General features: G+C 65.6%; 20 protein-coding genes. 5 read left to right on the forward strand and 15 right to left on the reverse strand.

Going from position 1 to position 26528, the window contains the following annotated elements:
• Positions 1-74 precede the first annotated feature (74 nt).
• The 15 genes from AC1DRD_RS15725 to AC1DRD_RS15795 all read right to left on the reverse strand — a co-directional run bounded on the left by AC1DRD_RS15725 (position 75) and on the right by AC1DRD_RS15795 (position 18733).
• Entirely contained in the window at positions 75-2156 is a 2082-nt protein-coding gene (locus AC1DRD_RS15725) for a beta-galactosidase (protein ID WP_478042078.1), read from the reverse strand.
• Positions 2157-2161: 5 nt separating this feature from the next.
• Positions 2162-3427 (reverse strand): MFS transporter, encoded by a 1266-nt coding sequence (locus AC1DRD_RS15730; protein ID WP_478042079.1) that lies wholly within the window; start codon positions 3425-3427, stop codon positions 2162-2164.
• Positions 3424-4092 carry an aspartate/glutamate racemase family protein gene (locus AC1DRD_RS15735; RefSeq protein WP_478042080.1) on the reverse strand — a complete coding sequence of 223 codons (669 nt, stop codon included), beginning with the start codon at positions 4090-4092 and terminating at the stop codon, positions 3424-3426. Before AC1DRD_RS15735 ends, AC1DRD_RS15730 begins: the two co-directional genes overlap by 4 nt.
• Positions 4093-4111: 19 nt before the next feature.
• The gene (locus tag AC1DRD_RS15740) at positions 4112-7231 is read right to left on the reverse strand and encodes a family 78 glycoside hydrolase catalytic domain (RefSeq protein WP_478042081.1); all 3120 of its coding nucleotides are present in this window, start codon (positions 7229-7231) and stop codon (positions 4112-4114) included.
• A 2-nt stretch (positions 7232-7233) separates the two neighbouring features.
• Positions 7234-8139, reverse strand: a complete 906-nt coding sequence (locus tag AC1DRD_RS15745; protein WP_478042082.1) for an amidohydrolase family protein — start codon at positions 8137-8139, stop codon at positions 7234-7236.
• A gap of 1 nt (position 8140) precedes the next feature.
• Positions 8141-8890 carry an SDR family NAD(P)-dependent oxidoreductase gene (locus AC1DRD_RS15750; RefSeq protein WP_478042083.1) on the reverse strand — a complete coding sequence of 250 codons (750 nt, stop codon included), beginning with the start codon at positions 8888-8890 and terminating at the stop codon, positions 8141-8143.
• A complete protein-coding gene (locus AC1DRD_RS15755; protein WP_478042084.1) occupies positions 8887-9744 on the reverse strand; it encodes a fumarylacetoacetate hydrolase family protein in 858 nt (285 codons plus the stop codon). The genes AC1DRD_RS15750 and AC1DRD_RS15755 overlap by 4 nt, the downstream gene beginning before the upstream one ends.
• A 9-nt stretch (positions 9745-9753) precedes the next feature.
• Entirely contained in the window at positions 9754-10941 is a 1188-nt protein-coding gene (gene rhmD / locus AC1DRD_RS15760) for an L-rhamnonate dehydratase (protein ID WP_478042085.1), read from the reverse strand.
• A gap of 68 nt (positions 10942-11009) precedes the next feature.
• The gene (gene glcF / locus AC1DRD_RS15765; RefSeq protein WP_478042086.1) at positions 11010-12317 is read right to left on the reverse strand and encodes a glycolate oxidase subunit GlcF; all 1308 of its coding nucleotides are present in this window, start codon (positions 12315-12317) and stop codon (positions 11010-11012) included.
• Complete coding sequence (gene glcE / locus AC1DRD_RS15770; RefSeq protein WP_478042087.1) at positions 12318-13454, reverse strand: glycolate oxidase subunit GlcE; 1137 nt, start codon at positions 13452-13454, stop codon at positions 12318-12320.
• A 2-nt stretch (positions 13455-13456) separates the two neighbouring features.
• Positions 13457-14938: an FAD-linked oxidase C-terminal domain-containing protein gene (locus tag AC1DRD_RS15775; RefSeq protein WP_478042088.1), complete on the reverse strand. Its 1482-nt coding sequence runs from the start codon at positions 14936-14938 to the stop codon at positions 13457-13459.
• 19 nt (positions 14939-14957) lie between these two features.
• On the reverse strand, positions 14958-15722 hold the full coding sequence (locus AC1DRD_RS15780; protein ID WP_478042089.1) for an SDR family NAD(P)-dependent oxidoreductase: 765 nt from the start codon (positions 15720-15722) through the stop codon (positions 14958-14960).
• Positions 15723-15733: 11 nt separating this feature from the next.
• Positions 15734-16873, reverse strand: a complete 1140-nt coding sequence (gene lldD / locus AC1DRD_RS15785) for an FMN-dependent L-lactate dehydrogenase LldD (protein WP_478042090.1) — start codon at positions 16871-16873, stop codon at positions 15734-15736.
• Between the two features lie 38 nt (positions 16874-16911).
• Positions 16912-17892: a sugar phosphate isomerase/epimerase family protein gene (locus AC1DRD_RS15790; RefSeq protein ID WP_478042091.1), complete on the reverse strand. Its 981-nt coding sequence runs from the start codon at positions 17890-17892 to the stop codon at positions 16912-16914.
• Between the two features lie 55 nt (positions 17893-17947).
• On the reverse strand, positions 17948-18733 hold the full coding sequence (locus tag AC1DRD_RS15795; protein ID WP_478042092.1) for a DeoR/GlpR family DNA-binding transcription regulator: 786 nt from the start codon (positions 18731-18733) through the stop codon (positions 17948-17950).
• A gap of 228 nt (positions 18734-18961) precedes the next feature.
• Here AC1DRD_RS15795 and AC1DRD_RS15800 point away from each other — a divergent pair, with 228 nt between their 5' ends.
• The 5 genes from AC1DRD_RS15800 (at position 18962) to AC1DRD_RS15820 (ending at position 26449) form a co-directional block, all read left to right on the forward strand.
• Complete coding sequence (locus AC1DRD_RS15800; protein WP_478042093.1) at positions 18962-19837, forward strand: transketolase; 876 nt, start codon at positions 18962-18964, stop codon at positions 19835-19837.
• Complete coding sequence (locus AC1DRD_RS15805) at positions 19834-20790, forward strand: transketolase family protein (protein ID WP_478042094.1); 957 nt, start codon at positions 19834-19836, stop codon at positions 20788-20790. Before AC1DRD_RS15800 ends, AC1DRD_RS15805 begins: the two co-directional genes overlap by 4 nt.
• Positions 20790-22277: an FGGY family carbohydrate kinase gene (locus tag AC1DRD_RS15810; protein ID WP_478028804.1), complete on the forward strand. Its 1488-nt coding sequence runs from the start codon at positions 20790-20792 to the stop codon at positions 22275-22277. Before AC1DRD_RS15805 ends, AC1DRD_RS15810 begins: the two co-directional genes overlap by 1 nt.
• 66 nt (positions 22278-22343) lie before the next feature.
• Positions 22344-25397 (forward strand): TonB-dependent receptor plug domain-containing protein, encoded by a 3054-nt coding sequence (locus AC1DRD_RS15815; RefSeq protein ID WP_478042095.1) that lies wholly within the window; start codon positions 22344-22346, stop codon positions 25395-25397.
• Between the two features lie 254 nt (positions 25398-25651).
• The gene (locus AC1DRD_RS15820; protein ID WP_478028806.1) at positions 25652-26449 is read left to right on the forward strand and encodes a polysaccharide deacetylase family protein; all 798 of its coding nucleotides are present in this window, start codon (positions 25652-25654) and stop codon (positions 26447-26449) included.
• Positions 26450-26528: the final 79 nt, after the last annotated feature.

Raw genomic sequence — 26528 nt, forward strand, 5'->3', positions numbered from 1 at the left:
TCCCGAGGAGGAAAACCCCCTCCACCAAGCCGCTGCGCGCCTTGGTCCCCCTCCCCGTAAACGGGGAGGATTTTTCAGGGCTTGCTCTTCAACAACACCGCCACACCCTGCGCCGGCAGCGTCACCGACTTCACCTGACCACCCGCCAGCACGTCGGCCATGGCCTCCGGCAACTCTACCGTCCGATCCTCGGTCCCATGATTGATCAGAATGACGATCGACCGGCCCTGGCCCTGGCGCGTCATCAGCTCGACATCCGCGGGCACAGCAAAGTCGCGCATCACGCCGGCGTCGCGCATGGCGGCACTGATCAGCCCGTCCATGACATGATCGTCGACCAAGGCGCCGACATACGTGATGCTGCCCTTGCCGACCTTGCGCGTGATCGCCGCGGCCTTGCCGTCGAGCCAGCCATTGGCCTTGCCATAGGTCAGCACAACCCGCGTGTCGGGCGAAGTCGGCGTCAGCTGCTCGGCCCAGATCGAGGCGGTGCCGTCGCCGACCGTGACCTTCTCATCCAGCGCATAGAATTGCTCGACCCGCCCGCCCAGCAACTCGGCGAGCGGGCCGGGCTGGCGTTGCGGATCGAGACGATTGAATTCGTCCTTCATGCCCGATCGCGGACCGAGGATCAGGTGCCCGCCGCGCCGGACGTAATCGGCCAGCCGTTTCGCCATCGCATCGGTGATGACGTTGAGGCTGGGCGCGACGACCAATTTGTAACCGTCCAGAGGCGCACCGGCAGCTTCGACGATGTCGACCGCGCCGAGCGCATCCTTGAGCGGCCGGTAATAGTCGAGCAGCACCTCGATCTGGTCATAGTCGCGGTGGTGGAGTTGGAAATCGATCGCCCAGCGGCTGGGATAATCCTGCAGCAATGCGACGGGCGACACCGGGCTGGTGCCGGCCAGCACCGGCGAGGCCTTGGCGAAGTCGCGGCCCAGCGCCTGGATCTCGGGATAGATCGGCAGCGGCTTGCCGTCGGGCCCGACCACCGATCCGTGCATCGTTTCCTGGCCGTTCAGCGCGTTGCGCCACTGCCAATAGAGCACCGCGTCGGCGCCATGCCCAACTGCCTGCCAAGCCATGGCGCGGGTCTCGCCGGGATAGAGGATGTTGCTGACCGGCGCCCAGTTCACGAAGCCCGGTTGGGTCTCCATCACCCAGAAATTGCGCCGTTTCCAGCCGCGCACCAAATCGTGCGTCGCGCCGTTGCGATAGGGCTTGAGATGCCCGGTGCCGACATAATCGTCCCACGAAGCAAGATCGAGGTCGCGATTGATCGCGTAGCGGTCGAAGCGATCGGCCCAGCCGAGCCCGCCCAGATTGACGGTGATGAACGGCTTGGGGCCGACCACCGCGCGGATCGCGTCGCGCTGGTTGCGGTGGAACTCGCCCCATTGCGCGGTGATGAAACGCTTGAGTTCGAGCATCCAGCCGGGATTGCCCTTGTCGGTATTGAACGGCACCTGATCCCAGGCGCTATAAGTCTGCGACCAATAAGCCGTGGTCCACGCCTCGTTGAGCGCGTCGAGCGTGCCGTAACGCTGCTTGAGCCAGGCGACCCAGGCAACGCGCGCCTCCGGATCGTAGCTTTCGTCGGTCGGCTCGTTGCCGACCTGCCAGCCGATGACATTGGGCTCGTCCTTCAGCGCCTGTGCCATGCGCGTGACGATGTCGCGGGCGAGCGTGCGGTAGCGTTGCGACGAGATCGAGAATTGCCGCCGCCCGCCATGCCCCAGCCTCTTGCCGCTACCGTCGACCTGAAGCGTGTCGGGATATGTCTCGGTCAGCCAGGCGGGTGGGGTGTCGGTCGGCGTGCCGATCACGACCTTGATGTCGTATTTGGCCGCGAGCCGGACGGCGCGGACCAGCCAGCCGAAATCATATTGGCCCTCGCTCGGCTCCATCCGGCTCCAGGCATATTCGCCGATCCGCACGACATTGGCACCGCTCGCCTTCATCAGGCGGAGATCCTCGGGCCAGGCGCTTTCCGGCCATTGCTCGGGATACCAGGCCGATCCGAGCCAGAGTCGCTCCTTCGCGACCGGGATGGCCGAGGCCTTGGCGGCCTGAGGCCGCGCCGCCGCCGGCATGGCCAGGCTCGAAGACAGCATCGCCGCGCAGGCAACGGCGAGGGCAGTCTTGCGCGCCATCGCGATCACGCCAGCACCGGGTCGGCTTCGGGCGGCCTTTTGTGGTCGAATCCCTTGGTGCAATCGATCACCGCGAACAGCAAACCGGCGATCAGCACCATCGCCGCGACGCCGCGCAACGGAAGGTCGTAACTGCCCGTGCCGGCGATCATATAGCCGATCGCCACGGTGCAAATGAATCCGCCGAGGTTGCCGGCGGTGTTCATCACGCCGCTGGCGGTACCGCCGTAACGGCCACCGATCGCCATGCACATCGCCCAGGCCGCGGGCAGCATCAGATCCATTACGCCGAACGCCAGGCCCGACAGGATGATGATGACCAGGCGATCGCTCGCAATGCTCATTCCGACCAGCAACGCGGCGGTGGTGCACAGGCAGCTGCAGGCGATCAGACTATAAGCGCGGCGGATGCCGATGCGCTGCGCCAGCCGGTCGCACAGCACGCCGCCAATCAGATTGCCGACGACGCCGAGGAAGAACGGGATCGAACCGTACAGCCCCATCTCCGCGACGCTGAACCCGACTCCCTTGACCATCCAGGTCGGGAACCAGTTGAAGAAGAACCAGCTGCCGAACGCATAGAAGAAATAGGCCAACGCGATCAGCCACAATTGCGGCAAGGCGAGTAGCTTGCGCCACGGCGTGCCGAGGTGCCCGCCGCTCTCGTCGCTGCCGATCTCGACGACTTCCTCGCGCGATATGCCGGGCTGGTCGGCAGGCTTGTCGTGGAACCAGCCGCGCCAGACGATCGCCCAGACAAAACCGACCAGGCCGAGCGCGATGAACACTGCGCGCCAGCCGAAATACGCCTCGAGCGGGACCAACAGCAGCGGTGCCATCCCGCCGCCGAACCGGCTCGCCGCCCAGATCACGCCCTGGCCGCGCGCGCGCTCGCGCGCCGGCATCCAGCGGTAGAGCACGCCGGTCATGTTGGGATAGGCGCCCGCAGCGCCCAGGCCGAACAGGAAGCGCGAGGCGGCCATCTGCCAGAAGTTGTGACATGCGGCCGTGATCGCGGTGAAGAACGACCACCAGACCGTGATCCGGGTCAGCTCGCGGCGATAGCCATGGCGGTCGCCCAGCGCGCCCGACGGGATTTCGAACACCGCATAAGCGAAGACATAGGCGCCCATCACCCAACCCCATTGGTCGGGCGTTATCCCCAGCTCCTTCTGGATGCCGGGTCCGGTGACCGAGATCGCCATGCGATCGAGGAAGGTGATGATCGACAGGACCGCCAGCAAGCTGACGACCGCGTGCCGCTTTTTCACTTGCCCAAGCTCGCGAGAACGTCGCGCGCGCGCTCCATGCCGAGTTCGGGGCTCGAATAGACCGGTGCCGAGACCGCGCCTTCGGGCAAAGCGGCGACGACACGCGCCATCGACGCCTGGGCGAGGACGATCGCGTCCACGCCCTTCATGCCCTCGGTCAGCCCTTCGGCGACGATACGGTCGTGGGTCGCGCCGTCGCCCGCCATCACCGCGTCGAACGCGCCCTGGCAGAGATGCTCGACGATTTCGATCTCTTTGCCCTGCTCGGCAGCGACGCGGCGGACGAGCTCGGCGGTCGGTTCGAGGGTGGTCGACAAGGTCGCGACCACACCGATCCGCGTGCCGGTCGCGACGGCCTTTTCCGCCATCGCGCGATCGACGCGCAGCACCGGCTGGTCGTAGAGTTCGGCAGCCATCTCGACCGCGCGGCCGATCGACGAACAGGTCACCAATGCCGCATCGCAGCCCGCGTCGAATGCCGAGCCGACCAGCCGGATGACCTGGCGCATCGTCGCCTTCTGCAGGTGGCCCGCCGCGATCGTGTTCTTGATCGTGCTCTCGTCGACGAAGTGGAGCAGCCGGACATCGGGCATCACCCGCGCGGCGATCTCGTTGAACACGGGTGCCAGCATCGGCGAATTGTGGATGAGTCCTAGCGTGGCCACGGGTCGTTCCTCTCAGGGCTTATGTCGTGAAATCGTAGCGTCCGGCGCCGACCTCGAAGCGGGTCGCTGTGCCGTCATTGGTGAGTGCGCGGATCGCGGGATGCGCTTCGAGGGCTTGGCCGCCGGCGTGCCAATCGCCGGCGGGCAGTTCTACCTCGGCGGTCGTGTTGGCGGGGATCGACAAAGCGAACCGCGTCAGCCGCTCGCCATCGCCCTCCGTGCTCGTCTCGATCTGGCCGACCAGCGAGTCATAGCGCGCCGACACGCGGCCGATCTGCGGCAGCCACAAAGGCCGCGCGGCGATGCGGCGGAAACCCGGGGCAGCCGGTGCGATGCCGGCGAGGCGGCGGTAGAAGAACCCGACGATCGCCCCGAAAGCATAATGGTTGTAGCTGTTCATCGACAGGTCGCCGGTGTCGCCGTTCCACCGCTCCCACATCGTGGTTGCGCCCTTCTCCGGCATATAGCCCCAGCTTGGATAGCCGGTCTGGAGCAACAGCCCGGCGACTTCCCCGAGGCGGCCGGCATCGGCCAGCACATCGAGGATGTAGGGCGTGCCGAGGAAGCCAGTCGAAAGCTTCATCCCGCGCCGACGGATGTCGGCGGCCAGCACGCCCGCCGCCGCATCGCGCCGGTCGGCAGGCACTAAATCCATGAACAAGGCGAGCACCTGGCTGGCCTGGCTGCCATTGCCGGCCGTGCCGTCGGCGGCGACGAATTCGGCGGCGAATGCCTGGCCGATCGCCGCGCGAAGATCGCGGTAGCGTTCCGCGTCATCGGCGCGTCCAGTCGCATCGGCCATCTCGGCCATCAGCGCTGCCGACCATGCCCAATAGGCGGTCGCGCAGACCACGCGCGGTGTCGTCTCGTCGTCTGGCTTGATCGCATCGACCGACAGCCAATCGCCGAGGTCGAGCCCGCGATCGTTGCGCCAGACATGATCGGGATTGCCGCGCGCGACGAAGTCCATCCAGCCTTCCATCGCCGCCCAATTCTCGTCGATCACGGCGGTGTCGCCGTAACGTTGCCAGAGCTGCCAGGGCAGGATGATGCCCGCCTCGCTCCAGCCCGCGGTCACCACATCGGGGAAGGACAAAGGTTGCGGCACCACGATGGGATAGGCACCGTCGGGCCGCTGCGCCGCGCGTGCTTCGAGCAGAAAGCGGCGGATGAAGGGGTCGACCTCCATGTTGAATGCGGCGGCGTCGAGGAACACCTGGATGTCACCCATCCATCCCATCCGCTCGTCGCGCTGCGGGCAATCGGTCGGCACCGAGAAGAAGTTGGAGCGCTGGCTCCACAAGGCGTTCTGCCAGATCGTCTGCAGCAGTGGCGCGTCGGCGAAGGTCATCGTGCCGGTTTCGCGGCACGCGCTATGGACGACGACCCCCTCGATATCGTCCGCGTTCGGCACGCCGGGATAACCGGCGACCTCGACATAGCGAAAGCCGTGATAGGTGAAATGCGGCTCGAACACTTCCTCGCCCGAACCGGCGAGCGTGAAACTGTCGGCCGCCTTGGCGAGGCGGAGGTTGGACAGGTCGGCGGTGCCGTCGGGATTGAGCAGCTCAGCGAACTTGGCGGTGATCGTGGTGCCCGCAGGACCGGTCGCGCGAATGCGCACCCAGCCCGAGAAGTTCTGGCCGAAATCGAAGACGTAACGTCCCGGTTGCGGCCCGCTGATCGCGACAGCGTGACGCGTGCCGGCGACTTTCAGCGCAGGCGATGTCTGGGCGACGAGCCGAGCGTCGGGCGTTTCACCCACTTTCGCCTGGGCCCAGCCGCTGTCGTCGAACCCCGGCCGGTCCCACCCAGCACGCTCCAGCCGCGCATCATAGGTTTCGCCGTCATAGATTTCCGACTTGAGGATCGGCGAGGGCGCGATCCGCCAATCGGGTCCGGTGGCGATCCACTCGCTGCTGCCGTCGGCATAATCGAGCCGCAACTGCGCGCGCAGCCGGCGCGGCGCGGGGCCGAAGCCATAGCGCTCGATCCGCCAGCCGAACGGGCTGGCATACCAGCCGTCGCCGACCATCGCGGCGAGCGCGTTGGCGCCCGGCGTTACCAAGCCGGTCACGTCGTAACTTTGGTAGAGAAGATGGTCGCGCGCGACGGTCATTTCTGGTGCGAGCAGCGCATCCGACACGCGCTCGCCGTTGATCCGCATGTCATAGGCACCCAGCGCCGTTGCGTAGAGCCGCGCACTCGCGATCGGCCCCCGCGCGTCGAACTCCGTGCGCAGCAGCATCGCCGGCTCGGATGGTCGCGGATCGTTGTGGACATTCGCGCCGCTTGGCTGCGCGGTGCCCCAGTCCGAAATATCGGCAACGGCGCCGGTCCAATTGGCGGGCGGGCTCGGGCTCACCTTCCAGGCCGGTCCGCTGACGAGGCGCTCGACGCTGCCGTCGGCGCGATGCAGCCGGATCAACGCCGCGAAGGCGCCACCATCGACGGGGAAGAAGCCGGTCGTATCCGCCTCAACCAGCGCGCAGATGCTATTGCGGCCCGGCCGAACATCCCCGGCATAAGGTGCGAGCGTGCCCCAGAAGGGGAGGTAGGTGTCCCAGTCGAAATGCCGATCGAGCGGCGCCGCAGCGCCGTTGATCCAGACGCCGCGCAGATGATCCTTGCCGGCCAGCAATATCTCCGCACGGACCAGATCGTCCGGAGCATCGAAATCGAGACGGAAAGCATGGGGCCGGCCGTCGAGCGCCGTCTCGCTCCACACCCAGGCGAGCCCGGCTGCGCGATCGGCCGCGGCATTGTCGTCCTCGGCTTCGATCCACTCCGCTCGCCAGGAGTCCGACGCGGTCAGGCCGGTCTCGAACCAGGCCGGTGCAGAGCGCGCGATGGTGCCGGTATCGTCGGCCGCTTCGACCGACCACCAGATGCGCTGCGTCGGGGCGAGGGCAGGGCCGCCATAAGCGATATCGAACGTCGCATCGCCGGCAATCTCGCCGCTGTCCCATAGCAACGTGTCGCCATCGAGCGCTTCGGCACTGGCCGCCGCGCGCAGGCGATAGCTTGCCTGGCGCATGCCTAGCCGGTCGCTTTCGATCCGCCACGACAGACGCGGGCGCTCGACATCGGTGCCGAGCAGGTCGACCGTATATTCGGCGCGCAGGTCGACGATGCGCATGATCAGAGCGTCAGGCCGAGGCGGTAGAGCCGATTGGCGTTGCCCGCGAACAAGCCGCGGCGCTCGTCGTCGCTGAAATCGGCGACGATGGCATTGTAAGCATCGAGATGCTGATCGAACCCGCCAAACAATTTGTCGGTCGGGAAGTCGCTGGCGAACATCGCGCGATCGGTGCCGAACAGCTCGATCGTCTCGAGCACATAGCTGCGCATCTGCTCGATCGTCCACGGGCGGAAGGCGAAGCCGATGCCCGAGATCTTGACCGAGACATGCGGGATGGCGGCGAGCGCGCGCATCCCCGCACGCCATTCCTCGCGCCCGCTCTCGCCGACCATCATGCCGGCATGGTTGATCATCACCGGCACATCGGGATGCCGTTCGAGCAGCGGTGCGAGACCCGCAAACTGGCCAGGATAGGCCTGCAGATCGAAGCTCAATCCGTATTTGCCGAGCAACGCGAAACCCGCTGCCCAGGCTTCGTCGCCAGTCATGTCGCGCGGCGTATAGGTGCGCGCCGGATCGGGGTGCCAATTGACGATATGGCGGATGCCGCGCACCGACCGGCGCTCGGCATGGGCGGCGAGCAAGGCCTCGACCTCGGGATCGTTAAGCGCGGCGAAGGCGACGATCGCATTGGGCATGCCGCGCGCATCGGCCATCGCCTGCAGCCAGTCGCTTTCCTTCAGCGCATCCGCAGGATCGGCGCCGGCATCGACATGGACGATGCCCCGCACGTCCCAGCCGCGGGCGTCGGCAAGATAGTCGTCGAGCCCGTAATCCTTGGCGATCGGCTCGACGCTGCCGTTCGGCCCGTCCTCCGCGAACGGCGGCATCAGCCACGGATAGCGGATGTGGGACAGGTCCCACAGATGGACATGGGCGTCGACGAAGGGCAGCCGCTCGGTCATGTTAGAAGGTCGTGCGGCCGCCGGACGTGTCGAAAGTGGATGCGGTGGTGAAGCTGCATTCCTCGCTCGCCATGAAACAGACCATCGCGGCGGACTCGCTGACCTCGCCCAACCGACCCATCGGGATCTTCGAGCGCATGTAATCGACCTGGCTTGGGGGCAATTGCGCCAGGATCGGGCTTTCGAACGTCGCCGGCGTCAGCGCATTGGCGATCACGCCTTTCTCGGCGAGTTCCTTGCCGAGCGATTTGGTGAAGCCGATCACGCCCGCCTTGGACGCCGAATAGGCGCTGGCATTGGGATTGCCTTCCTTGCCCGCGACCGACGCGATGTTGACGATGCGGCCATAGCCGTTGGCCAGCATCAGCGGCACGACCGCCCGGTTGCAGTAGAACAGGCCGTTCAAATTGATGTCGATCACCCGCTGCCAGCTGTCGATCGGGAATTCGTGGACCGGAACAGTCGCGCCGGTAATGCCTGCGGAACAGACCAGCACGTCGACCTTGCCGAGCGCGGCGCCGCTGGCCTTGGCCGCGGCCTCGACCGCGGCGGGATCGGAGACGTCGAGCGCCTGGATGTCGGCGGCGCCGACCTCGTCCTTCGCGGCGGCCAGCGCGTCGGGATTGAGGTCCCACAACGCGACTGTGCCACCCTCTGCGACGATGCGTTTGGCGACGGCCTTGCCGAGGCCAGACGCGCCGCCGGTGACGATCGCTGCGCGCCCGGCGAAGCGACCCGCATAGACGCTCATTTGGCAGCGTCCCAGGCGACGAATTCCTGGCGCTGCTCTCCGAGCTTCTCGATACCGAGCTCGACCACGTCGCCGGCCTTGAGATACCAGGGCTCGGGCTTCTGGCCGAGACCGACGCCCGGCGGGGTGCCGGTGGTGATGACGTCGCCCGGCAGCAGGGTCATGAATTGCGAGCAATAGGCGACGATCTGCGCGACGGTGAAGATCATCGTCTTGCTGCTGCCGTTCTGCATCTTCCGGCCATTGACCGACAGCCACATCGCCAGGTTCTGCGGATCGCCCACTTCGTCGGCGGTGACCATCCATGGGCCGATCGGGCCGAAGGTCGGGAAGCCCTTGCCCTTGTCCCAAGTCAGGCCGCGCTCGATCTGCCAGTGACGCTCGGACACGTCGTTGATCACGCAATAGCCGGCGACATGGTCGAGGGCATTGGCTTCGTCGACATAGGAAGCGGCGGTGCCGATCACGACGCCGAGTTCGACTTCCCAGTCGGTTTTCTTCGAATCCTTCGGAATGGTGACGGGGTCGTTCGGCCCCTGGATGCAGCTCACCCACTTCTGGAACACGACCGGTTCCTCGGGCACCGGCAGGTTCGATTCCGCGGCATGGTCGGCGAAGTTCGTGCCGATCGCGATGAACTGGCGCGTGCCCGACACGCAGGCGCCGTAGCGGACGTCACCCTCGACCAGCGGCAGCGAGGCGAGATCGATCGCGGCGAGCTTGGCCAAGCCCTGCTTGCCCAGCTCGGCCGGACCGATGTCGGCGACATGGCCCGACAGGTCGCGGATGCGGCCATCGGCATCGATCAGGCCGGGCTTCTCGGCACCCGCGGCACCATAACGGCAGAGTTTCATGAATATTCCTCAGTTTGGATAGGGACGGTGGAGCGCGATATCGCGATTGAGCTCGACGCCAAAGCCCGGTTTGTCGAGTTCGCTCGCGCGGATCTTGCCGTTCACCGGGACAGGCTCGCCGAGCAATTGCGGCGCGAACATCGGCACGATTTCGGTGGGCCCGGGGTGCATCATCAGGAACTCGGCGAACGGCGAATTGTGCCGCGTGATCACGAAGTGATAGCTGTAGACCGACGATCCGTGCGGCACCATCATCACGCCGCGGCTGTCGGCGTAATTGGCGATCTTGATCAATTCGGTGACGCCGCCGCACCAGCCCACGTCGGGCTGGATGATATCGCAGCATTCCATGTCCATCAGCATGCGGAAGCCCCAGCGTGTCGCCTCATGCTCACCGGTGGTGACGAGCAGGCCCTTGGGCGCGTTCTTCTTCAACTGGGCATAGCCCCAATAATCGTCGGGGCTCAGCGCCTCTTCGATCCATTTGAGGCCGCATTCGTGCCAGGCGCGCTGCGCGAGCCGGGTCGCATAGTCGATGTCGAGGCTCATCCAGCAATCGTACATCAGCCAGAAATCGTCGCCGCACTTGCTGCGCATGTCGGCGAGCAGCGCGATGTTCTTCTCCATTCCTTCCAGCCCCTCGGCCGGACCGTGATGGAGCGGAAGCTTGCCGCCGATGAAGCCGAGCTCCTTGGCAATGTCGGGCCGCGAACCGGTAGCGTAGAATTGCAGTTCGTCGCGCACCGCGCCGCCCAGCATGTGATAGACGGGCTCGCCGCGCAGCTTGCCGAGCAGATCCCAGAGCGCGAGGTCGACGCCCGAAATGGCGTTCACCACCAGGCCCTTGCGCCCGTAATATTGGGTCGAGAAATACATCTGGTCCCAGATCTTCTCATATTCGGCCGGGCTGCGGCCGACCAGGAAACGCGACAAATGCTTCTCGACGATGAATGCGGCGGGCTCGCCACCGGTGGTCACCGCGAAACCGATCGTGCCGTCATCGGCCTCGAGCTCGACCACCAAAGTGCCGAGGACATTGATCCCGAAGCTCCGCCGCGACTGGCGATATTCGGGATAGCGCGCCATCGGCGTCGAGATATGGTCGTCGATCCAATGGCCGTCGCCCTGGTCGTGATAATCGGCGCCGCCGCCCCGGACGGTGAACGCGCGAACATGCTTGATCTTCGGCAGGCCCATCCGAATCCTTCCCCCATAACGCCCTTGGCGGCATCGCTCGTCTGGATTGTATAATATGACTATTAAAGTCAACCGCTCTTAGGGGTCTCGCGGGCAGCAAGTTGCGGCGGAACGGGGCCGCCGGTGGCCCAGTCGAGCAGCTCGATGGTGTGGACGACCGGAATGCCGAGGCGCGGTGCGAGCTGCATCGCACAGCCGATATTGCCGGTGGCGATGACGTCGGCGTCGAGCCGGGCGAGATTGGCCGCCTTGCGGTCGCCGAGCTTGCCGGCGATTTCGGGCTGGAGGATGTTGTAGGTGCCCGCCGACCCGCAGCAGAGATGCGCCTCGATCGGCGTGCGCACGACATAGCCCGCGCCGGCCAGCAATCGCTTCGGTGCGTCGGTCACTTTCTGCCCATGCTGCAGCGAACAAGCGGCGTGATAGGCGACCGTCAGGCCGCGACCGTCGCCCAGGGGCAAATCGGCGTCGATCAGCACTTCGCTGATGTCGCGCGCGAGTTCGGAAACCCGGGCCGCCTTGTCGGCATAGTCGGGATCGTTCCGGAGCATGAACCCATAGTCCTTGATCGTCGTGCCGCATCCCGATGCAGTGACGACGATCGCCGCAAGTCCGCCCGTTTCGATCTCGCGAGTCCAGGCATCGACATTGCGGCGGGCGGCCGCGAGGCTATCCGCCTCGCGGCCCATATGGTGCACCAACGCACCGCAGCATTGCTCGCCGGGAGTCAGCACGACATCGTAGCCCGCGCGATCGAGCAGGCGGATTGCCGCGGCGCGGAATTCGGGGCGCAGCACCGGCTCGGCGCATCCCTGCAGCAGCGCGATGCGCGGGCGCGTCGTGGCAGCCGGAACGCGTTTCTCCGGCGCGGCTGGAATTCGCCGTGGTGCCAGCGCGAGCATTGCCGCGAGGGGGCGCAGTGCGCCAACCTTGGCGAACAGCGGCGCCAGCGGTCGACCGACCTGCGCCAGCCGCAAGGCAGTCCGGAATCGGGCAGGATAGGGGAGTATCCAAGCTAAAATGCTGCGCAGCATTCGCTCGTGCCACGGGCGCTTGTAGCTCTCGTTGATATAGGCCCGGGCATGGTCGACCAGGTGCATATAGTTCACGCCCGACGGGCAGGTCGTCATGCATGACAGGCAGGACAGGCAGCGGTCGACATGCTTGACGACTTCGGCGCTCGGCGCGCGTTCGTTCTCGAGCATGTCCTTGATCATGTAGATCCGCCCGCGCGGGCTATCGAGCTCGTCGCCCAGCAGGACATAGGTCGGGCAGGTCGCGGTGCAGAAGCCGCAATGAACGCATTTGCGGATCACCCCTTCGGACGATGCCATTGCCGGATCGGCCAATTGCTTGGGGGAGAATTGCGTCTGCACCTAGAAGCGCCCAGTTTCGAACACGCCGGCCGGATCGAAGGCGCGGCGCACGCGCTCCTCCAGCGCGGCGAGCGCCTTGGGTTGCGGATGGAGCGCCGGCACGACAGCCCGCATTTCGGCATCCGCGCGCGCGAGCATGGCGTGTCCACCCGCCTGCGTCGCGGCGGCGCGGATCGCCTGGGGATCGTCTGCGCTCGCCAGCCACAGCAGGCCACCGGCCCAGTCGAGCAGCCAGGCGCCGTTGGTCGCGGTGATCACGTTCGGCATCTGCGCTGCGGGGGCGATGATCCGCCACAGTGGCACGCTCGCCGGCAATGGTGCCGCGGTGGCGATCGCGGGCCAGAGGCGCGCGGCCTCTTCGTCGGCGAGCGGCGCGATGCCGTCGACCAGCCGTGTGAGGATCGCCGCGCGCGCCTCGACCGAGCTTGGGAAACCGTCGAGGCGGATCGCGGTGAGCGGGGCGCCGTTCCAGTCCTGCAGATGCGCCGCAGCGGATACCTCGGCCGCCGATCCCATCGCTCGCGCCATCGCCGAGATCGCGGCGGCGGGATCCAGCCCGGCAACCCCGAGCGTCAACCGCAGGCGCGGCGCGGGCAGAACCTTGAGAGTCAGTTCGGTGATCGCCGCAAGCCGGCCCCAGCTTCCGGTGATCAGCTTGGGCAGATCGTAACCGGTGACGTTCTTGACGACCTTCGCGCCCGCGACGAAGCGCTCGCCGCGTCCCGACACGCCGACGAAGCCGAGTAAGTGATCGCGCGCTGCGCCGCGGCTGACGCGGGTCGGACCGGCTACACCGGCCGCGACGATCCCGCCGATCGTCGCCTCGCCAACCGCGCGGCCGAATATCGCGCCGTGATCGAACGGATCGAACGCCAGCATCTGCCCCTTGTCGGCGACCAGGGCTTGAACCTCGGCAAGCGGCGTTCCCGCCTTCACCGTCAGCACCAGTTCCGGCGGGTCATAATCGACCACGCCCGAAAAGCCGCGCATGTCGACGATCCGGACGTCGGGAGTCGGTGCGCCGATCGCATCCTTGCTGCCGCCACCGCGCAGCCGCAGCCGCGTCCCGTCGCGCGCCGCCTCGGCGACGATCGTCGCAAGCGCATCGGCGCTGTCAGGACGGATCGCGTCTGCCATGGTCAGAAGCGCGGCAAATCGGGGAACGGCAGCGCGCCGCGATGGACGTGCATGCTGCCGAGTTCGGCGCAGCGGTGCAGCACGGGGAACATCTTGCCGGGATTGAGCAGCAAGTCGGGGTCGAACGCGCATTTGATCCGCTGTTGATGCGCAAGGTCGGTTTCGGTGAACATCACCGGCATCAGGTCGCGCTTCTCGACCCCGACGCCATGTTCGCCGGTCAGCACGCCGCCGACTTCGACGCACAATCGCAGGATGTCGGCGCCGAATGCCTCGGCCTGTTCGAGCTCGCCGGGCTTGTTGGCGTCGTAGAGGATCAGCGGGTGCAGATTGCCGTCGCCGGCATGGAACACGTTGATCACGCCCAGGCCATATTGCTCGGACAGCGTGCTCATCCGCGTCAGCACGTCGGGTAATCGGCGGCGCGGGATCGTCCCGTCCATGCAGAGATAATCGGGCGCCAACCGGCCCGCGGCGGGGAAAGCGGCCTTGCGTCCCGCCCAGAAGGCGACGCGCTCGTCATCGTCGGTCGAGATGCGGATCGATACCGCGCCATTGGCGCGCGCGATCGCCTCGACTTCCTCGAGCAAATGGCTGCATTCGGCGGCGGGGCCATCGAGCTCGACGATCAGCAGCGCTTCGACGTCGAGCGGATAGCCGACCTGGACGAACGCCTCGGCGGCATGGACCGCGGGCTTGTCCATCATTTCCATCCCGGCCGGGATGATCCCCGCTGCGATCACATCGGCGACGCAGCGTCCGGCGCCCTCGACCTCGGGAAATCCGATCAGCAACGCGCGCGCCGTTTCGGGCCGGGGCAGGATGCGGACCGTCACTTCCGTCACCACGCCGAGCAGCCCTTCCGACCCGACGATCACCCCGAGCAGATCGAGCCCCGCCGGCTCCAGCCCGCGTCCGCCGATCCGCAATACTTCGCCTTCGATCGTGACGAATTCGACGCCGAGCACGTTGTTGGTGGTCAGGCCGTATTTCAGGCAATGCACGCCGCCCGAATTCTCCGCGACATTGCCGCCGATCGTGCAGGCGATCTGGCTCGACGGATCGGGCGCGTAGTAAAAACCCTCGTCCTCGACCGCGCGGGTGATCGCCAGGTTGGTCACACCCGGCTGCACCACTACCAAACGGTCGGCATAGTCGATGTCGAGGATACGGTTGAACCGGGCCATGCCGAGCAGCACGCCGTCGGCCAGCGGCAGCGCGCCGCCCGACAGCGAGGTGCCCGCGCCGCGCGGCACGACCTTGACGCGATTGGCGTGACACCAGCGCAGGATCGCGGCGACCTGCTCGGTCGTCTCGGGCAACACCACGACCATCGGCGGCTGGCGATAGGCGGTCAGCGCGTCGGATTCGTAGGGACGCAGTTCGTCTGCCTTGTCGATCACCCCTTCGCCCGCCACGATCGCCCGCATCGCGGCGACGATCTCCCCCCGGCGCGCGAGCACCGCTTCGTCGGGGGCGGGCATGCAGATGGTCACGGCAGTGTTATTGCAGGTTCACGTACATGCCGCCATCGACCAGCAGCGCGGCCCCGGTGACATAGGCGGCCATGTCGGACGCCAGGAACACGATCGGCCCGGCCAGATCCTCGGGCATGCCGAGCCGGCCGAGCGGCGTGCGCGCTTCCATGTATTTGCGCTTTTCCGCGTCGGCGAGGTCGTCCTTGTTGATCTCGGTCAGGATCGTGCCCGGCAGCACCGAATTGCAGCGGATGCCATGCTTGCCGAGCGCGATCGCGGCGGATTGCATCAACGAATGCACGCCGGCCTTGGTCGGGGTGTAATGCGTCTGGAATTCGCCGCCGACCAACGCCGAGATCGACGACACCGCGACGATCGCGCCGCCATCGCCTTGTTTCACCATCTGGTTGGCGGCCGCCTGGACCATGAAATAGGCGCCATGCAGATTGACGCGGAAGGTGCGCTCGACCGTCTCGACCGGCATATCGAGAAAGGCGTGGAACGGGCAGATGCCGGCGTTCGACACCATCACGTCGACCCGGCCGAACTCGGCGACCGCGCGGGCGACGAAATCGGTCGCGGTCTCGGGCAGCGCGACGTCGCCCTTGATCGCAATGCCGCGCTGCCCGAGTGCTTCGATCTCGGCGATGCAGGACTGCGCCTTGTCGTCGCTCGACGCATAGTTGATCGCGACGTTCGCGCCATGCTGCGCAGCACCGATCGCCGCGGCGCGGCCGATGCCGGTCGATCCACCAGTGACCAGCACCGTCTTTCCCTCGAGAAGCTTCATCTGTTTCCTCGTTATTTGATGGGCTCGGCCAGGATCGACCGGTCGATCGCGTCGATCCGGTTGACCCCGGTCAAGGTCATCGCGACCGTCATTTCCTTGGCGATCAATTCCAGCAATTTGGCGACGCCGGCCTCGCCTTGCGCCGCTAGCGCATAGACCCAGGCCCGCCCGAGCAGCACGCCTTTGGCACCGAGCGCGAGCATCCGCACGACGTCGAGCCCGTTGCGCACGCCGCCATCGGCCAGCACGGTCAGCGAGTCACCGACTGCGTCGGCGATTGCGGGCAAAGCGCGCGCGCTCGACAGCACGCCGTCGAGCTGGCGGCCGCCATGATTGGAGACGACGATGCCGTTGGCGCCGATCGCCGCCGCCTCGCGTGCGTCCTCGGGGTCGAGGATGCCCTTGATGATCAGCGGACCGTCCCATTCGGCGCGGATCCAGTCGAGGTCGCGCCATTGGATCGACGGATCGAAATTGGCGCCGAGCCAGCCCATATAATCGTTGAGCCCGCTATCCTTGCCCAGCACGGGCAGCAGATTGCCCAGCGTGTGCGGCCGCCCCCGCAAACCGACGTCCCAGGACCAGGCCGGCTTGCCCATCGCTTGCAGCATGCGGCGCAGCGGCGCGTTGGGTCCCGACATCCCCGAATGCGCGTCGCGATAGCGCGCCCCCGGCACCGGCATGTCGACGGTGAAGACCATCGCGCTTGCGCCGGCAGCCTTTGCCCGCGCGATCAGGTCTTTCATGAAGGCGCGGTCGCGGATCACATAGAGCTGGAACCAGAACGGATCGGCGACCCGCGCTACCTCCTCGATCGAGCAGATCGATACGGTCGACAGGCAAGCCGGGATGCCCGCCGTTTTTGCTGCGCGCGCTGCCTGAATCTCGCCGCGCCGCGCATACATCCCACTGATCCCGACCGGTCCCAAGGCGACCGGCAGGCCGACCTGCCGGCCGAACAGGCTGGTACTCAGGTCGATCGTCGCGACGTCCTTGAGCACGCGCTGGCGCAAAGCGATCCCAGCGAGATCCTCGACATTGCGGCGCAGCGTCACCTCGGCATAGGCGCCGCCATCGGCATAATCGAACAGGAAGCGCGGCAAGCGTCGCCGCGCCGCTTCCCGGAAATCGCTGGCCGAAGAAATAATCATATTATTTCCCTAACGGCGATATGCGGCCTCGTCACCCCTCAATAAGAGGTGAACAACGCCTCGCGCGCAAGTTTGAGCGCGGTCACCGCGTCATGCTCGTCCTGCGCCTTCTGCATCGCCGCGAAATCCAGTTTGTCGAGCGCGCGCTCGACGATCTTGAGGAAGTCGATCGCGGTATTGGCGACGGCGACGCAATCCTCGCGGAACGGGAATTGGTCGAGCTGCCACACGCCTTCCCACTTGTTCTTGCGCAGCGTGTAGAAAAATTCGAACAGCTCGATTGGATGGACCGATCCGGCGATAAGATCGTCGTCCCAGCTGCGGAAATTGTCGTTGACGTCCATGCCGAACAGCCGGCCGTGATCAATCGCGAGTTGCGCTGCGTCGGCGGGGCTTTCGCCGCCGTAAAGCGAATGGCCGAAATCGAGCAGGATGCCGACATTGGGCACGCCCATCTTCTCGATTCCGAGCAAGGTGCGGGCGACGCTGTCATAGCTCATGTGAACGCGGGGCTCGCGCGGCTTGTATTCGATCACGAACTTGAGGTCGGGATTCTGCGAAGCGAGCTCGCCGATGCCCTCAATGCTGTGCCGCCACAGCTGCCTGTGGTCGACCTGGAACGGATAGTCCCAGCCGTCCTGGCCGGGCCAGAGCTTGACGTAATCGGCGCCGAAGCGGCGGACGACATTGGCGGCGTCGTTGACCATCTCGTTGGCCAGCTTGCGCACGCCCGGATCGGGGTTGGTGAAGGCGCCCTTGGCGAACTGGCGCGTGTAGATTTCCGGAGTGATGCCGATCACCGAGAGATTGTTGCGTTTGAGCGCTTCCTCGACCTTGTCGAACGAGGTTTCGCCGCCGGGAAAGGGGTAGTTGATGTCGACCACCGACAGGTCGTCGACCTGGCCGGCGAGATCGATCATCTCGATCAGCGTGCGGGGTGGACCGTAGCCGTCGGTCGCGTAGCGGTCGACATAGGTCGCGAAATGCCAGATGCCGGCGCCGTACCGTTGCTTGCTCACGTTCGATCCTCACCCAATTGTTTCGAAAACTTACGAAAATAGCGTACCCGAAAGTTCAGGCCACGATCACCTCTACGCCAATGCCTTCGATTGCCGCGCGGTCCTCGTCGCGGATCGCGTCGTCGGTCACGAGCGTGCGGACCAGCTCCAGCCCACCCAAAGACGTGAACGAGCGCTGCCCGATCTTGCTCGAATCGGCGACCAGGATGACGGTCTGCGCCGCGCCGATCATCGCGCGCTTCACCGCGATGTCGGACATCGCCGGATAGGTCAGCCCCGCCTCGAGATCGATCGCGGCGGTGGCCAGGAACAGTTTCTGCACGAACAGTCCGCGGAAATAGTCGGCCGACCGTTCGCCCGACAGCGACAGGGTAGGGGCCTTGAAATGCCCCCCGGTCATATGGACCTCGAACCCCGGCTCGGCGCCCAGCATCAGCGCGATGTTGAGCGCGTTGGTGATCACGGTCATGTCGCGCTTGCCGATCAATTGCGCGGCGACCTCCGTCGTGGTCGATCCCGAATCGAGGATCACCGTCTCGCCGTCGCTCGCGAGAGCGGCTGCAGCGCGGCCGATCCGGCGCTTGGCATCCATGTTCTCGAGATGCTGGAGCGCCATCGAGCGCACCTGCTGCGTCACCGACTTGAGAAAGGCGCCGCCATGTTCGCGCACGATATGGCCGTCGGCCTCGAGCTTCTCGAGATCCTGGCGCATCGTCACCTCGGACACTTCGAACGCTTCGGCCAGCGTGCGTACCCGCGCGCTGCCTTCCTCCTGCAGCCAGTCGAGGATCCGGGCGCGCCGCGCCTCGCCGAGCAATCGCGACCGCGAGCCCCCGCTCATCGGCCGGTCTCCCTTGCGGTCATCGGGCTCGACACCCGACGCTGCCTTATCGGCATAGCTCTCCATCGTCTTCTGGCTGTCCGTTTCCAGTTTCGAGTTCGATAGGTTGAGTTTTTGCTTTTTGTCAATCTTTTCGCCTTTTGGCGGTCAAAACGAAAGCAAACGTAAGCAAATGGCTTGTGTTCGGATATAATCACACTTATAGCCCTTCGCAGGAGAGGTTAATCAATGGACCATCAGGCGCTTCGGTCTTCCGATGCGAACGCTCATACGCTGGAAGAGCGCGCCGCGCACGTCCGTGCGCGTGCCAATTGGATGCGTCAGCGGCTGCTCAAGATGATCGTCGATGCCGGCCAGGGCCATCCCGGCGGCGACCTCTCGGCGAGCGACATCGTCGCGTGCCTCTATTTCGATATTCTGCGCATCGACAGCACCAATCCCGCCGCGCCCGACCGCGACCGGTTCATCCTGTCCAAGGGGCATTGCACCGGTGCGCTCTATACAGCGCTGGCAGGCGCGGGGTTCTTTCCCGAGGCCGAGCTCGATACCTATCTCAAGCCCGAATCGCGGCTCAACGGCCATCCCAATCGCGTCTATCTGCCGGGCGTCGAAACCAATACCGGGCCGCTCGGCCACGGTTTTCCGGTCGGCGTCGGCGTGGCGGTGGCGGGGCAGATCGATGGCGCCGGCTATCGCGTGTTCGTGTTGACCGGCGACGGCGAACTGCAGGAAGGCAGCATGTGGGAAGCGGCGATGTTCGCGGGCCACCGCAAGCTCGGCAACCTCACCGTGATCGTTGACCGCAACCGCCTGCAACAGGGTGCGCGGACCGAAGAGACCAACGCGCTCGAGCCGCTTGCCGACAAATGGCGCGCCTTCGGCTGGGACGTGGTAGAGATCGATGGGCATGACGTGATCGCCCTGCTCAAGGCGTTCGACGACGCCGCGCAGCCGCGCGACAAGCCGCGCGTGCTGATCGCCAATACGTTCAAGGGCAACGGCGTCAGCTACATGCGCGACCAGGCCGGCTGGCACCATGGCGTCCCCAATGCGGACCAGCTTGCCCAGGCGATCGCCGAGCTCGAAGCGGAGAAGAGCGAGTGAACGCCCCGGCCAATCTTCCCGGCATGTTCGACTGCCGCGATGCCTTTGTCGGCGCGCTCGAGGAGCTCGCCGTCGCCGACGATCGCATCGTCGCGGTCTGCAACGATTCGGTCGGTTCGTCCAAGCTCGGCAAGTTCCGCGACCGCTTCCCCGATCGGCTGGTCAATGTCGGCATCGCCGAGCAGAACATGGTCGGGGTCGGCGCCGGCCTGGCGAATGGCGGCAAGGTGCCGTTCGTCAGTGGCGCGGCCTGCTTCCTGACCGCGCGCGCGATGGAGCAGATCAAGGTCGACTGCGCCTATAGTCAGGCGAACGTGAAGCTCTGCGGCATTTCGAGCGGCGTCGCTTATGGCGAGCTCGGCGCGACGCATCACAGCATCGAGGATATTGCCTGGCTGCGCGCGATCGACAAACTGACCGTGATCGTGCCGTCCGATCCGTGGGAAACGGCGGAAGCGGTCAAGGCCGCGGCGGCGCATGACGGCCCCGTCTTCATTCGCATCAGCCGCATGCCGGTCCCGGCAATTGAGCGGCCGACCGGCGCGAGCTTCACGATCGGCAAGGCCGAGACGCTGCGCGAGGGTAGCGACGTCGCTATCATCGTCAACGGCACCCTGGTCTATCGAGCGCTCGACGCCGCGACCGCGCTCGCAGCGCAGGGGATCGCCGCGCGCGTGATCAACATGGCGACCGTCTCGCCGCTCGACACCGGCGCGATCGCCGCCGCGGCCGCAACCGGTGCGATCGTCACCGCGGAAGAGGGCCTCGCGCGCGGTGGTTTGGGCGGTGCAGTCGCCGAATATTGTGCGCAGCATCGGCCGGTGCCGATGCGGATGCTCGGCTTTCAGGGCTTCGCGCCGACCGGATCGGCGAGCTGGCTGATGGACCATGCCGGTCTCAATGCCGCCGGTATCGTCGCCGCCGCGCAAGAGCTGGTCGCCGGGAAAAGCTGATGGACGATCGGCTCATCCTCGCGATCGACCAGGGCACGACCAACACCAAGGCGCTGCTCGTCGCGCCCGACGGTTCGGTGCGCCTGTCGCGGTCGCGGGCGATGCGCGTCGATTATCCGCAGTCAGGCTGGGCCGAGCAATCGGCATCGGACATCTGGGAAGGTGTTGCCGCGTTGATCGCCGAGCTGGCGGCCGCGGTCGATCCGGCTGCGATTGCTGCCGTCGCGATCTCCAACCAGCGCGAAACGACCGTGCTGTGGGACGCCGAGACTGGCCGTCCCGTCGGTCCCGCGGTGATCTGGCAATGCCGCCGCTCGGCCGATCGCTGCGCTGCGTTGCGCGCGGCGGGGCATGAGGCGGAGATCGTCGCGCGCAGCGGGCTGGGGATCGATCCCCTGTTCCCCGCCGCCAAGATCGCCTGGCTGCTCGACACGATCCCCGATGCGCGCGTGCGGGCCGAGCGCGGCGACCTGCGTTGCGGCACGGTCGACAGCTGGCTGTTGTGGAACCTGACCGGCGGCGCGGTGCACGCGACCGACCATAGCAACGCCTCGCGCACCCAACTCTTCAACATCGACACGCTCGACTGGGATGCCGACCTCGCCCGTTTGTTCGACGTGCCCCTCGGCCTGTTGCCCAGGGTGATGCCGTCCGACAGCCGGTTCGGCACCGTCGCCGCGGGGCTGACTGCGCTGCGCGACGGTACGCCGATCCTGGCGGTGATGGGCGACAGCCATGCGGCCCTGTTCGAGCACAGCGCCGACGGATCGCCGCGGGTCAAGGTGACGATCGGCACCGGCAGCTCGCTGATGGCAGCGACCGGGGAGCGGGTGCGCTCGACGCATGGCCTGTCGAGCACGATCGCGTGGAGCCGGGGTGATCGCGTCCAATATGCGCTCGAGGGCAACATCCTGGTCTCGGGCCACGCGGCCGCTTTCGCCACCACGATGCTTGGCCTGCCCGACGAGGCGGCGCTGACCGCGCTGGCGCAGAGCGTCGAGGACAGTGGCGGTGTGGTCTTCGTGCCCGCGCTGGCTGGCCTTGGCGCGCCGCATTGGTGCAGCGACGCGCGTGGTACGATCTCGGGTCTCTCCTTGGCGACGCAGCCGGCGCATATCGCGCGCGCGACGCTGGAGGCGATCGCGCTCCAGATCGGCGACGTCATGGCGGCGCTCGACGCGGATCTCGGTACCGCGATCGCCGAACTGTCGATCGACGGCGGCGCCGCGCGCAACGCGCTGCTGATGCAATTGCTCGCCGATCTGACCGGCCGGCGCATCATCCGATCCACCATTCCCGAAGCGAGCGCCCTCGGCGTGGCGCGGCTGGCGGCGGGCGGGCTCGGCATGAAGCTGCCGGCAAGCGACGAGGAACAGAAGGAATTTTTCGATCCGGCGATGCCGGCGGCGCAGCGCGAAAGCCTGCTTGCCCGCTGGCATGCGGCAGTGGCCGGCGCGGTGCGCACGGCCGGATCGAGCGAGACATAACGCCGGGCGCAGATCCGGGAAGCTGACGTGATTGCGAAGAATAAGTCGAAAATAGGGAGTGGGACGATGAAGGTATATCTGAAGAAACCAGGATTCGAACGGCGTGCCGCGCATGCCGCATTGCTTGCCGGTGCGAGCCTGATGACGATGATCGCGGTCCCGGCATTCGCCCAGGACACTCCGGCGCCCGCGCCGACCGCGGACGTTCCCCAGGATAGTACGGCGCCGCAGGGCGAGATCGTCGTCACCGGCAGCCGCATCAAGAGCCCGACGCTGACCTCGCCGTCGCCGCTTCAGGTGATCACCAGCGAAGATCTGCAGAAGCAGGGCACGACCAACGTCCAGGATATCCTGCAGATCAATCCGGCGGTCGGCATTCCGGGCAAGAGCCGTAACACGACCGGCAACGATACCGATCCCGGCCTTGCAACCATCAACCTTCGCAATCTCGGCCCCGATCGCACCCTGGTCCTGATCGATGGCCGGCGCACCGTCGCGGGCGTGCCCGGCACGGCGCAGGTCGACGTGTCGATGATCCCACCGTCCTTCGTCGATCGCGTCGACGTGCTGACCGGCGGCGCCTCGGCGGTGTATGGATCGGACGCGATCGCCGGTGTGGTGAACTTCATTTACAAGAAGAAGTTCGAGGGCATCCAGCTCAACGTGCAGGACGGCATCTCGCAAAAGGGCGACAATCACGAGCTCGACGCCAACGTCACGTTCGGATCCAATTTCGCCGGCGATCGCGGCAATGTGATGGCCTATGTCGGCTGGAACCAGGCAAGCGCGGTTTTTGCCGCCGATCGCGACTTCAGCCGTCTCTCGGCGCTGAGCCTGGGCACGACCGAACGCGTCGCCGGCAAGTCGGATCTCAACCTCAAGGCGGCACAGGACCTCTTCAAACGTGCCTATGTGCCGTCGAGCGTCGGCCCGGGCGGCGCCTTCGTGATCGGCAGTAAGTCGAATCAGATCATCAGTCCCGACGGCTCGTTCCACACCTATGTCCCGGCGACCGACGGCTTCAACGCCGCCCAATACGGCCAGATCGCGCCACCGTCGAAGCGATTGACCTTCGCTCAGCGCACCAATTTCGATGTGACCGACAAGGTCAACGTTTTCCTCGAGACGACCTATGTGAACGTGCGCACAAATGGCGAGCGCGAAGCGTCGCCAATGCGCACCGACAGCGCACTCGGTGCGTTCACGGGCACCGGCGGTTTCTATCCGATCCAATATGCGGTGACCAATCCAACCACCGGCGCGACGGTGATCGTCAACAACCCGCTGGTGCCGACCGCCGTCTTCAATGCCGCGACCGACCGCTCGACCAACGATGCGATCGGGTCGAAAGACCTGAGCATGCTGATCCGCACCACCGCGTTCGGATCACGCAAGACACCGACCGAGCGCGACAATTTCCGGATCGCCGCCGGCGGATCCTGGGACATTGGCGGTAGCTGGAGCCTCGATGGCTATTACCAGTACAGCTATACCAAGCAGCACCAGGAAATGACCGGGCTGGCGAACCTCTACAACCTCGCCAACGCGCTCCAGGTCATGCCGGACATCTTCGACTACAATAAGAACGGCGACCTCACCGAAGCGGTCTGCGTCGACGCCAATGCGCGAGCGGCTGGTTGCGTGCCGGTCAATATCTACGGCCTGAACCCGGATGGCTCGTCGAAGATTTCGGCTGCCGCGGCGAAATACCTGCAGACCAACCTCATCCGCGACTCCAAGCAGGAAATGCAGGTCGCATCGCTCAACCTAGGCGGCAATCTGTTCAAGCTGCCTTATGGTCCACTCCAGATCTCGGTCGGTGCCGAATATCGCACCGAGTCCAGCCGCGACATCTTCGACCCGCTGAGCAACCAGGCGAAGAACGGTTACGTCCAGTTGTTGAACACGCAGGGTTCGTTCAACGTCAAGGAAGCCTATGGCGAAGTGGTCGCGCCGATCCTGGCGGACCTCCCGTTCTTCAAGGCACTGACCCTGCGCGGCGCCTATCGCCTGTCGGACTATTCGACCGTCGGCAGCTTCTCGGCCTGGAACATCGGGGGTGAATGGGCGCCGACCTCGGATATCCGGTTCCGCGCGGTCTATGCGCACGCCGTCCGCGCGCCGAATATCGGCGAGCTGTTCTCGGCCGCGTCGTCGGGCATCACCTCGATCACCGATCCCTGTCAGGGCATTACCCTGACCTCGACCGGTTCTACGGCGGCCAACTGCCTCGCCGTGCCGTCGGTCGTCGCGAACATCAACGCCAACGGCAAGTTCACGCTGACGCCGTCGGACCAGAGCGGTGTCGGCAGCGTGTCGGGCGCCAACCCCAACATCAAGCAGGAAACCGGCAAGACCTTCACCGCGGGCGTGGTGATCAATCCGCGGTCGATCGATGCGCTTCGCAACCTGACCTTCACGGCTGACTATTTCGACATCCAGCTGCAGGGCGCGATCAGCCGCCTGTCGACCACGACCATCCTCAACAAATGCTATGTGCAGGGTATTTCGGACTTCTGCCAGTTCATCACCCGGCGCGATCAACCATCGGGCGCGTTCAGCATCGGGTCGGTCCAGCAGATCTTCACGACGTTGGTCAACAGCGGCGGCGCGTTCACGCGCGGCCTCGACTTCACGCTGAACTATCGTCAGGCGGTGTTTGGCGGGACCGCCACGTTCGAGGGCAGCTGGACCCATCTGCTCAAGAACGGTGTCGTTCCGCTCCAGGGCGACAAATACGACAACACGATGGGCGAGTTCGGCAACCCGCGGGACAAGGCCGTGCTGACCCTCGACTGGTCGAGCGATACGTTCGGGGTGACGGTCACCAACCAGTATATCGGCAAGCAGATGCTGGATTATGAGAACTTCCAGACGACCTATGTGCTGGCCGATGGATCGCTGCCGCCCAAGAGCTTGTTCACGCTCGGCGCGAGGGTCTACACCGATGTTCAGGTCCGCTTCGACGTCAAGAAGAACTGGCAGTTCTACCTCGGCGCGAAGAATGCCTTCGATGTGAAGATGCCGCCGCTTTACGGCAGTGTCGGCAACTTCAACCCGTCGACCATGTTTGATCCGATCGGCCGCCGTTTCTACGCCGGTTTCCGCATCAAGATGTAACCTCGCGACCCGTTTCCTCCCCTGGGCGGGAGAGTGGCCTCGGCCGCTCTCCCGTCTTTTTTGTGTGCGGAGCCCGGCGGTTGCTTTGACCTGGATCGTCGGCGGCTTGCGCACCAATTGGTCGTTCGACCATCGACATCAAAATCCCGGAGTAGCCTTACCTTCGGGCCGCGGCCAATGTGCAAGGCACGTTGTCGAAGTCTCACCCGTCCGCTAGGTAGCGCTATCATAACTGGAAAAATCGTGGAGTGGTGATGCGAACGGTAGCAACTCTGTTGCGTGTCGGATCGGTTCTGATCGGGCTAACCCTGATGGCGTCCCAAGCTCAGGCAAGGGAATGGCCTGGCGGCCGGCGGGCCGCGGTGGTGCTGACCTACGACGATGCCTTACCCTCGGACCTCGACATCGCGATCCCCGCGCTCGATGCGGCCGGCTTGAAAGGGACATTTTTCCTGATCGGCAACGCTTTGGTGCCGGAACAGATCGAGCGCTGGCGGGCAGCGGCGGCCGAAGGCCACGAGCTCGGCAACCACACCGTTCGTCACGCCTGTCCGCAGGCCAATTATCCGCCGGCGAGGAAGCTCGACACCAGTGAAGCTTACGATGTCCCAATGATGCTTGCCGAAATCCGCACGATGAACACCATGCTGACGGCGATCGACGGGAAGGTGCAGCACAGCTTTGCCACGCCGTGCGGTCAACATCTGGCCGGTGGTGTGGACTATCTCCCTGCGCTGCGCACCAGTGGGCTGGTGCGCTATACCCGCAGCGCCGGCTGGCCGGGCGGCAAGGTGCTGGATCCGATGGATGTGCCGTGCCGTTGGTTCGACGAAAAGGCCACGGGCGCCGATATGATCGCGGCGGTCGAAACTGCCAAAAAGTCCGGCGACCTGTTGGTTGTCGGCTTTCACGGAGTCGGCGGCGACTATTTGAAGGTGTCCGCCGAGGCGCACGCGCAACTCCTCGCTTATCTCAAGGACCATGCCGACACCATTTGGGTGGCGCCGTTTTCGACCGTGATGGATTACGTCGCCAGCCACCCGGAAAATTAGGGCGGCCGGTCATTATCACGCTAGCCGCCGCGTGACCCCATCATACCTTCCGATCAAGCGGCGCGGGGAGGCGATCAAA

The organism is Sphingomonas sp. P4_G2 (assembly GCF_056401155.1).

Excerpts from the sequence above, each read along its gene's own strand:
- AC1DRD_RS15725 (WP_478042078.1), bottom strand. The coding sequence starts at position 2,156 with ATGGCGCGCAAGACTGCCCTCGCCGTTGCCTGCGCGGCGATGCTGTCT.
- AC1DRD_RS15740 (WP_478042081.1), bottom strand. The coding sequence starts at position 7,231 with ATGCGCATCGTCGACCTGCGCGCCGAATATACGGTCGACCTGCTCGGC.
- AC1DRD_RS15745 (WP_478042082.1), bottom strand. The coding sequence starts at position 8,139 with ATGACCGAGCGGCTGCCCTTCGTCGACGCCCATGTCCATCTGTGGGAC.
- AC1DRD_RS15750 (WP_478042083.1), bottom strand. The coding sequence starts at position 8,890 with ATGAGCGTCTATGCGGGTCGCTTCGCCGGGCGCGCAGCGATCGTCACC.
- AC1DRD_RS15755 (WP_478042084.1), bottom strand. The coding sequence starts at position 9,744 with ATGAAACTCTGCCGTTATGGTGCCGCGGGTGCCGAGAAGCCCGGCCTG.
- rhmD (WP_478042085.1), bottom strand. The coding sequence starts at position 10,941 with ATGGGCCTGCCGAAGATCAAGCATGTTCGCGCGTTCACCGTCCGGGGC.
- glcE (WP_478042087.1), bottom strand. The coding sequence starts at position 13,454 with ATGGCAGACGCGATCCGTCCTGACAGCGCCGATGCGCTTGCGACGATC.
- AC1DRD_RS15775 (WP_478042088.1), bottom strand. The coding sequence starts at position 14,938 with ATGCCCGCCCCCGACGAAGCGGTGCTCGCGCGCCGGGGGGAGATCGTC.
- AC1DRD_RS15780 (WP_478042089.1), bottom strand. The coding sequence starts at position 15,722 with ATGAAGCTTCTCGAGGGAAAGACGGTGCTGGTCACTGGTGGATCGACC.
- lldD (WP_478042090.1), bottom strand. The coding sequence starts at position 16,873 with ATGATTATTTCTTCGGCCAGCGATTTCCGGGAAGCGGCGCGGCGACGC.
- AC1DRD_RS15795 (WP_478042092.1), bottom strand. The coding sequence starts at position 18,733 with ATGAGCGGGGGCTCGCGGTCGCGATTGCTCGGCGAGGCGCGGCGCGCC.
- AC1DRD_RS15800 (WP_478042093.1), top strand. The coding sequence starts at position 18,962 with ATGGACCATCAGGCGCTTCGGTCTTCCGATGCGAACGCTCATACGCTG.
- AC1DRD_RS15810 (WP_478028804.1), top strand. The coding sequence starts at position 20,790 with ATGGACGATCGGCTCATCCTCGCGATCGACCAGGGCACGACCAACACC.
- AC1DRD_RS15815 (WP_478042095.1), top strand. The coding sequence starts at position 22,344 with ATGAAGGTATATCTGAAGAAACCAGGATTCGAACGGCGTGCCGCGCAT.
- AC1DRD_RS15820 (WP_478028806.1), top strand. The coding sequence starts at position 25,652 with ATGCGAACGGTAGCAACTCTGTTGCGTGTCGGATCGGTTCTGATCGGG.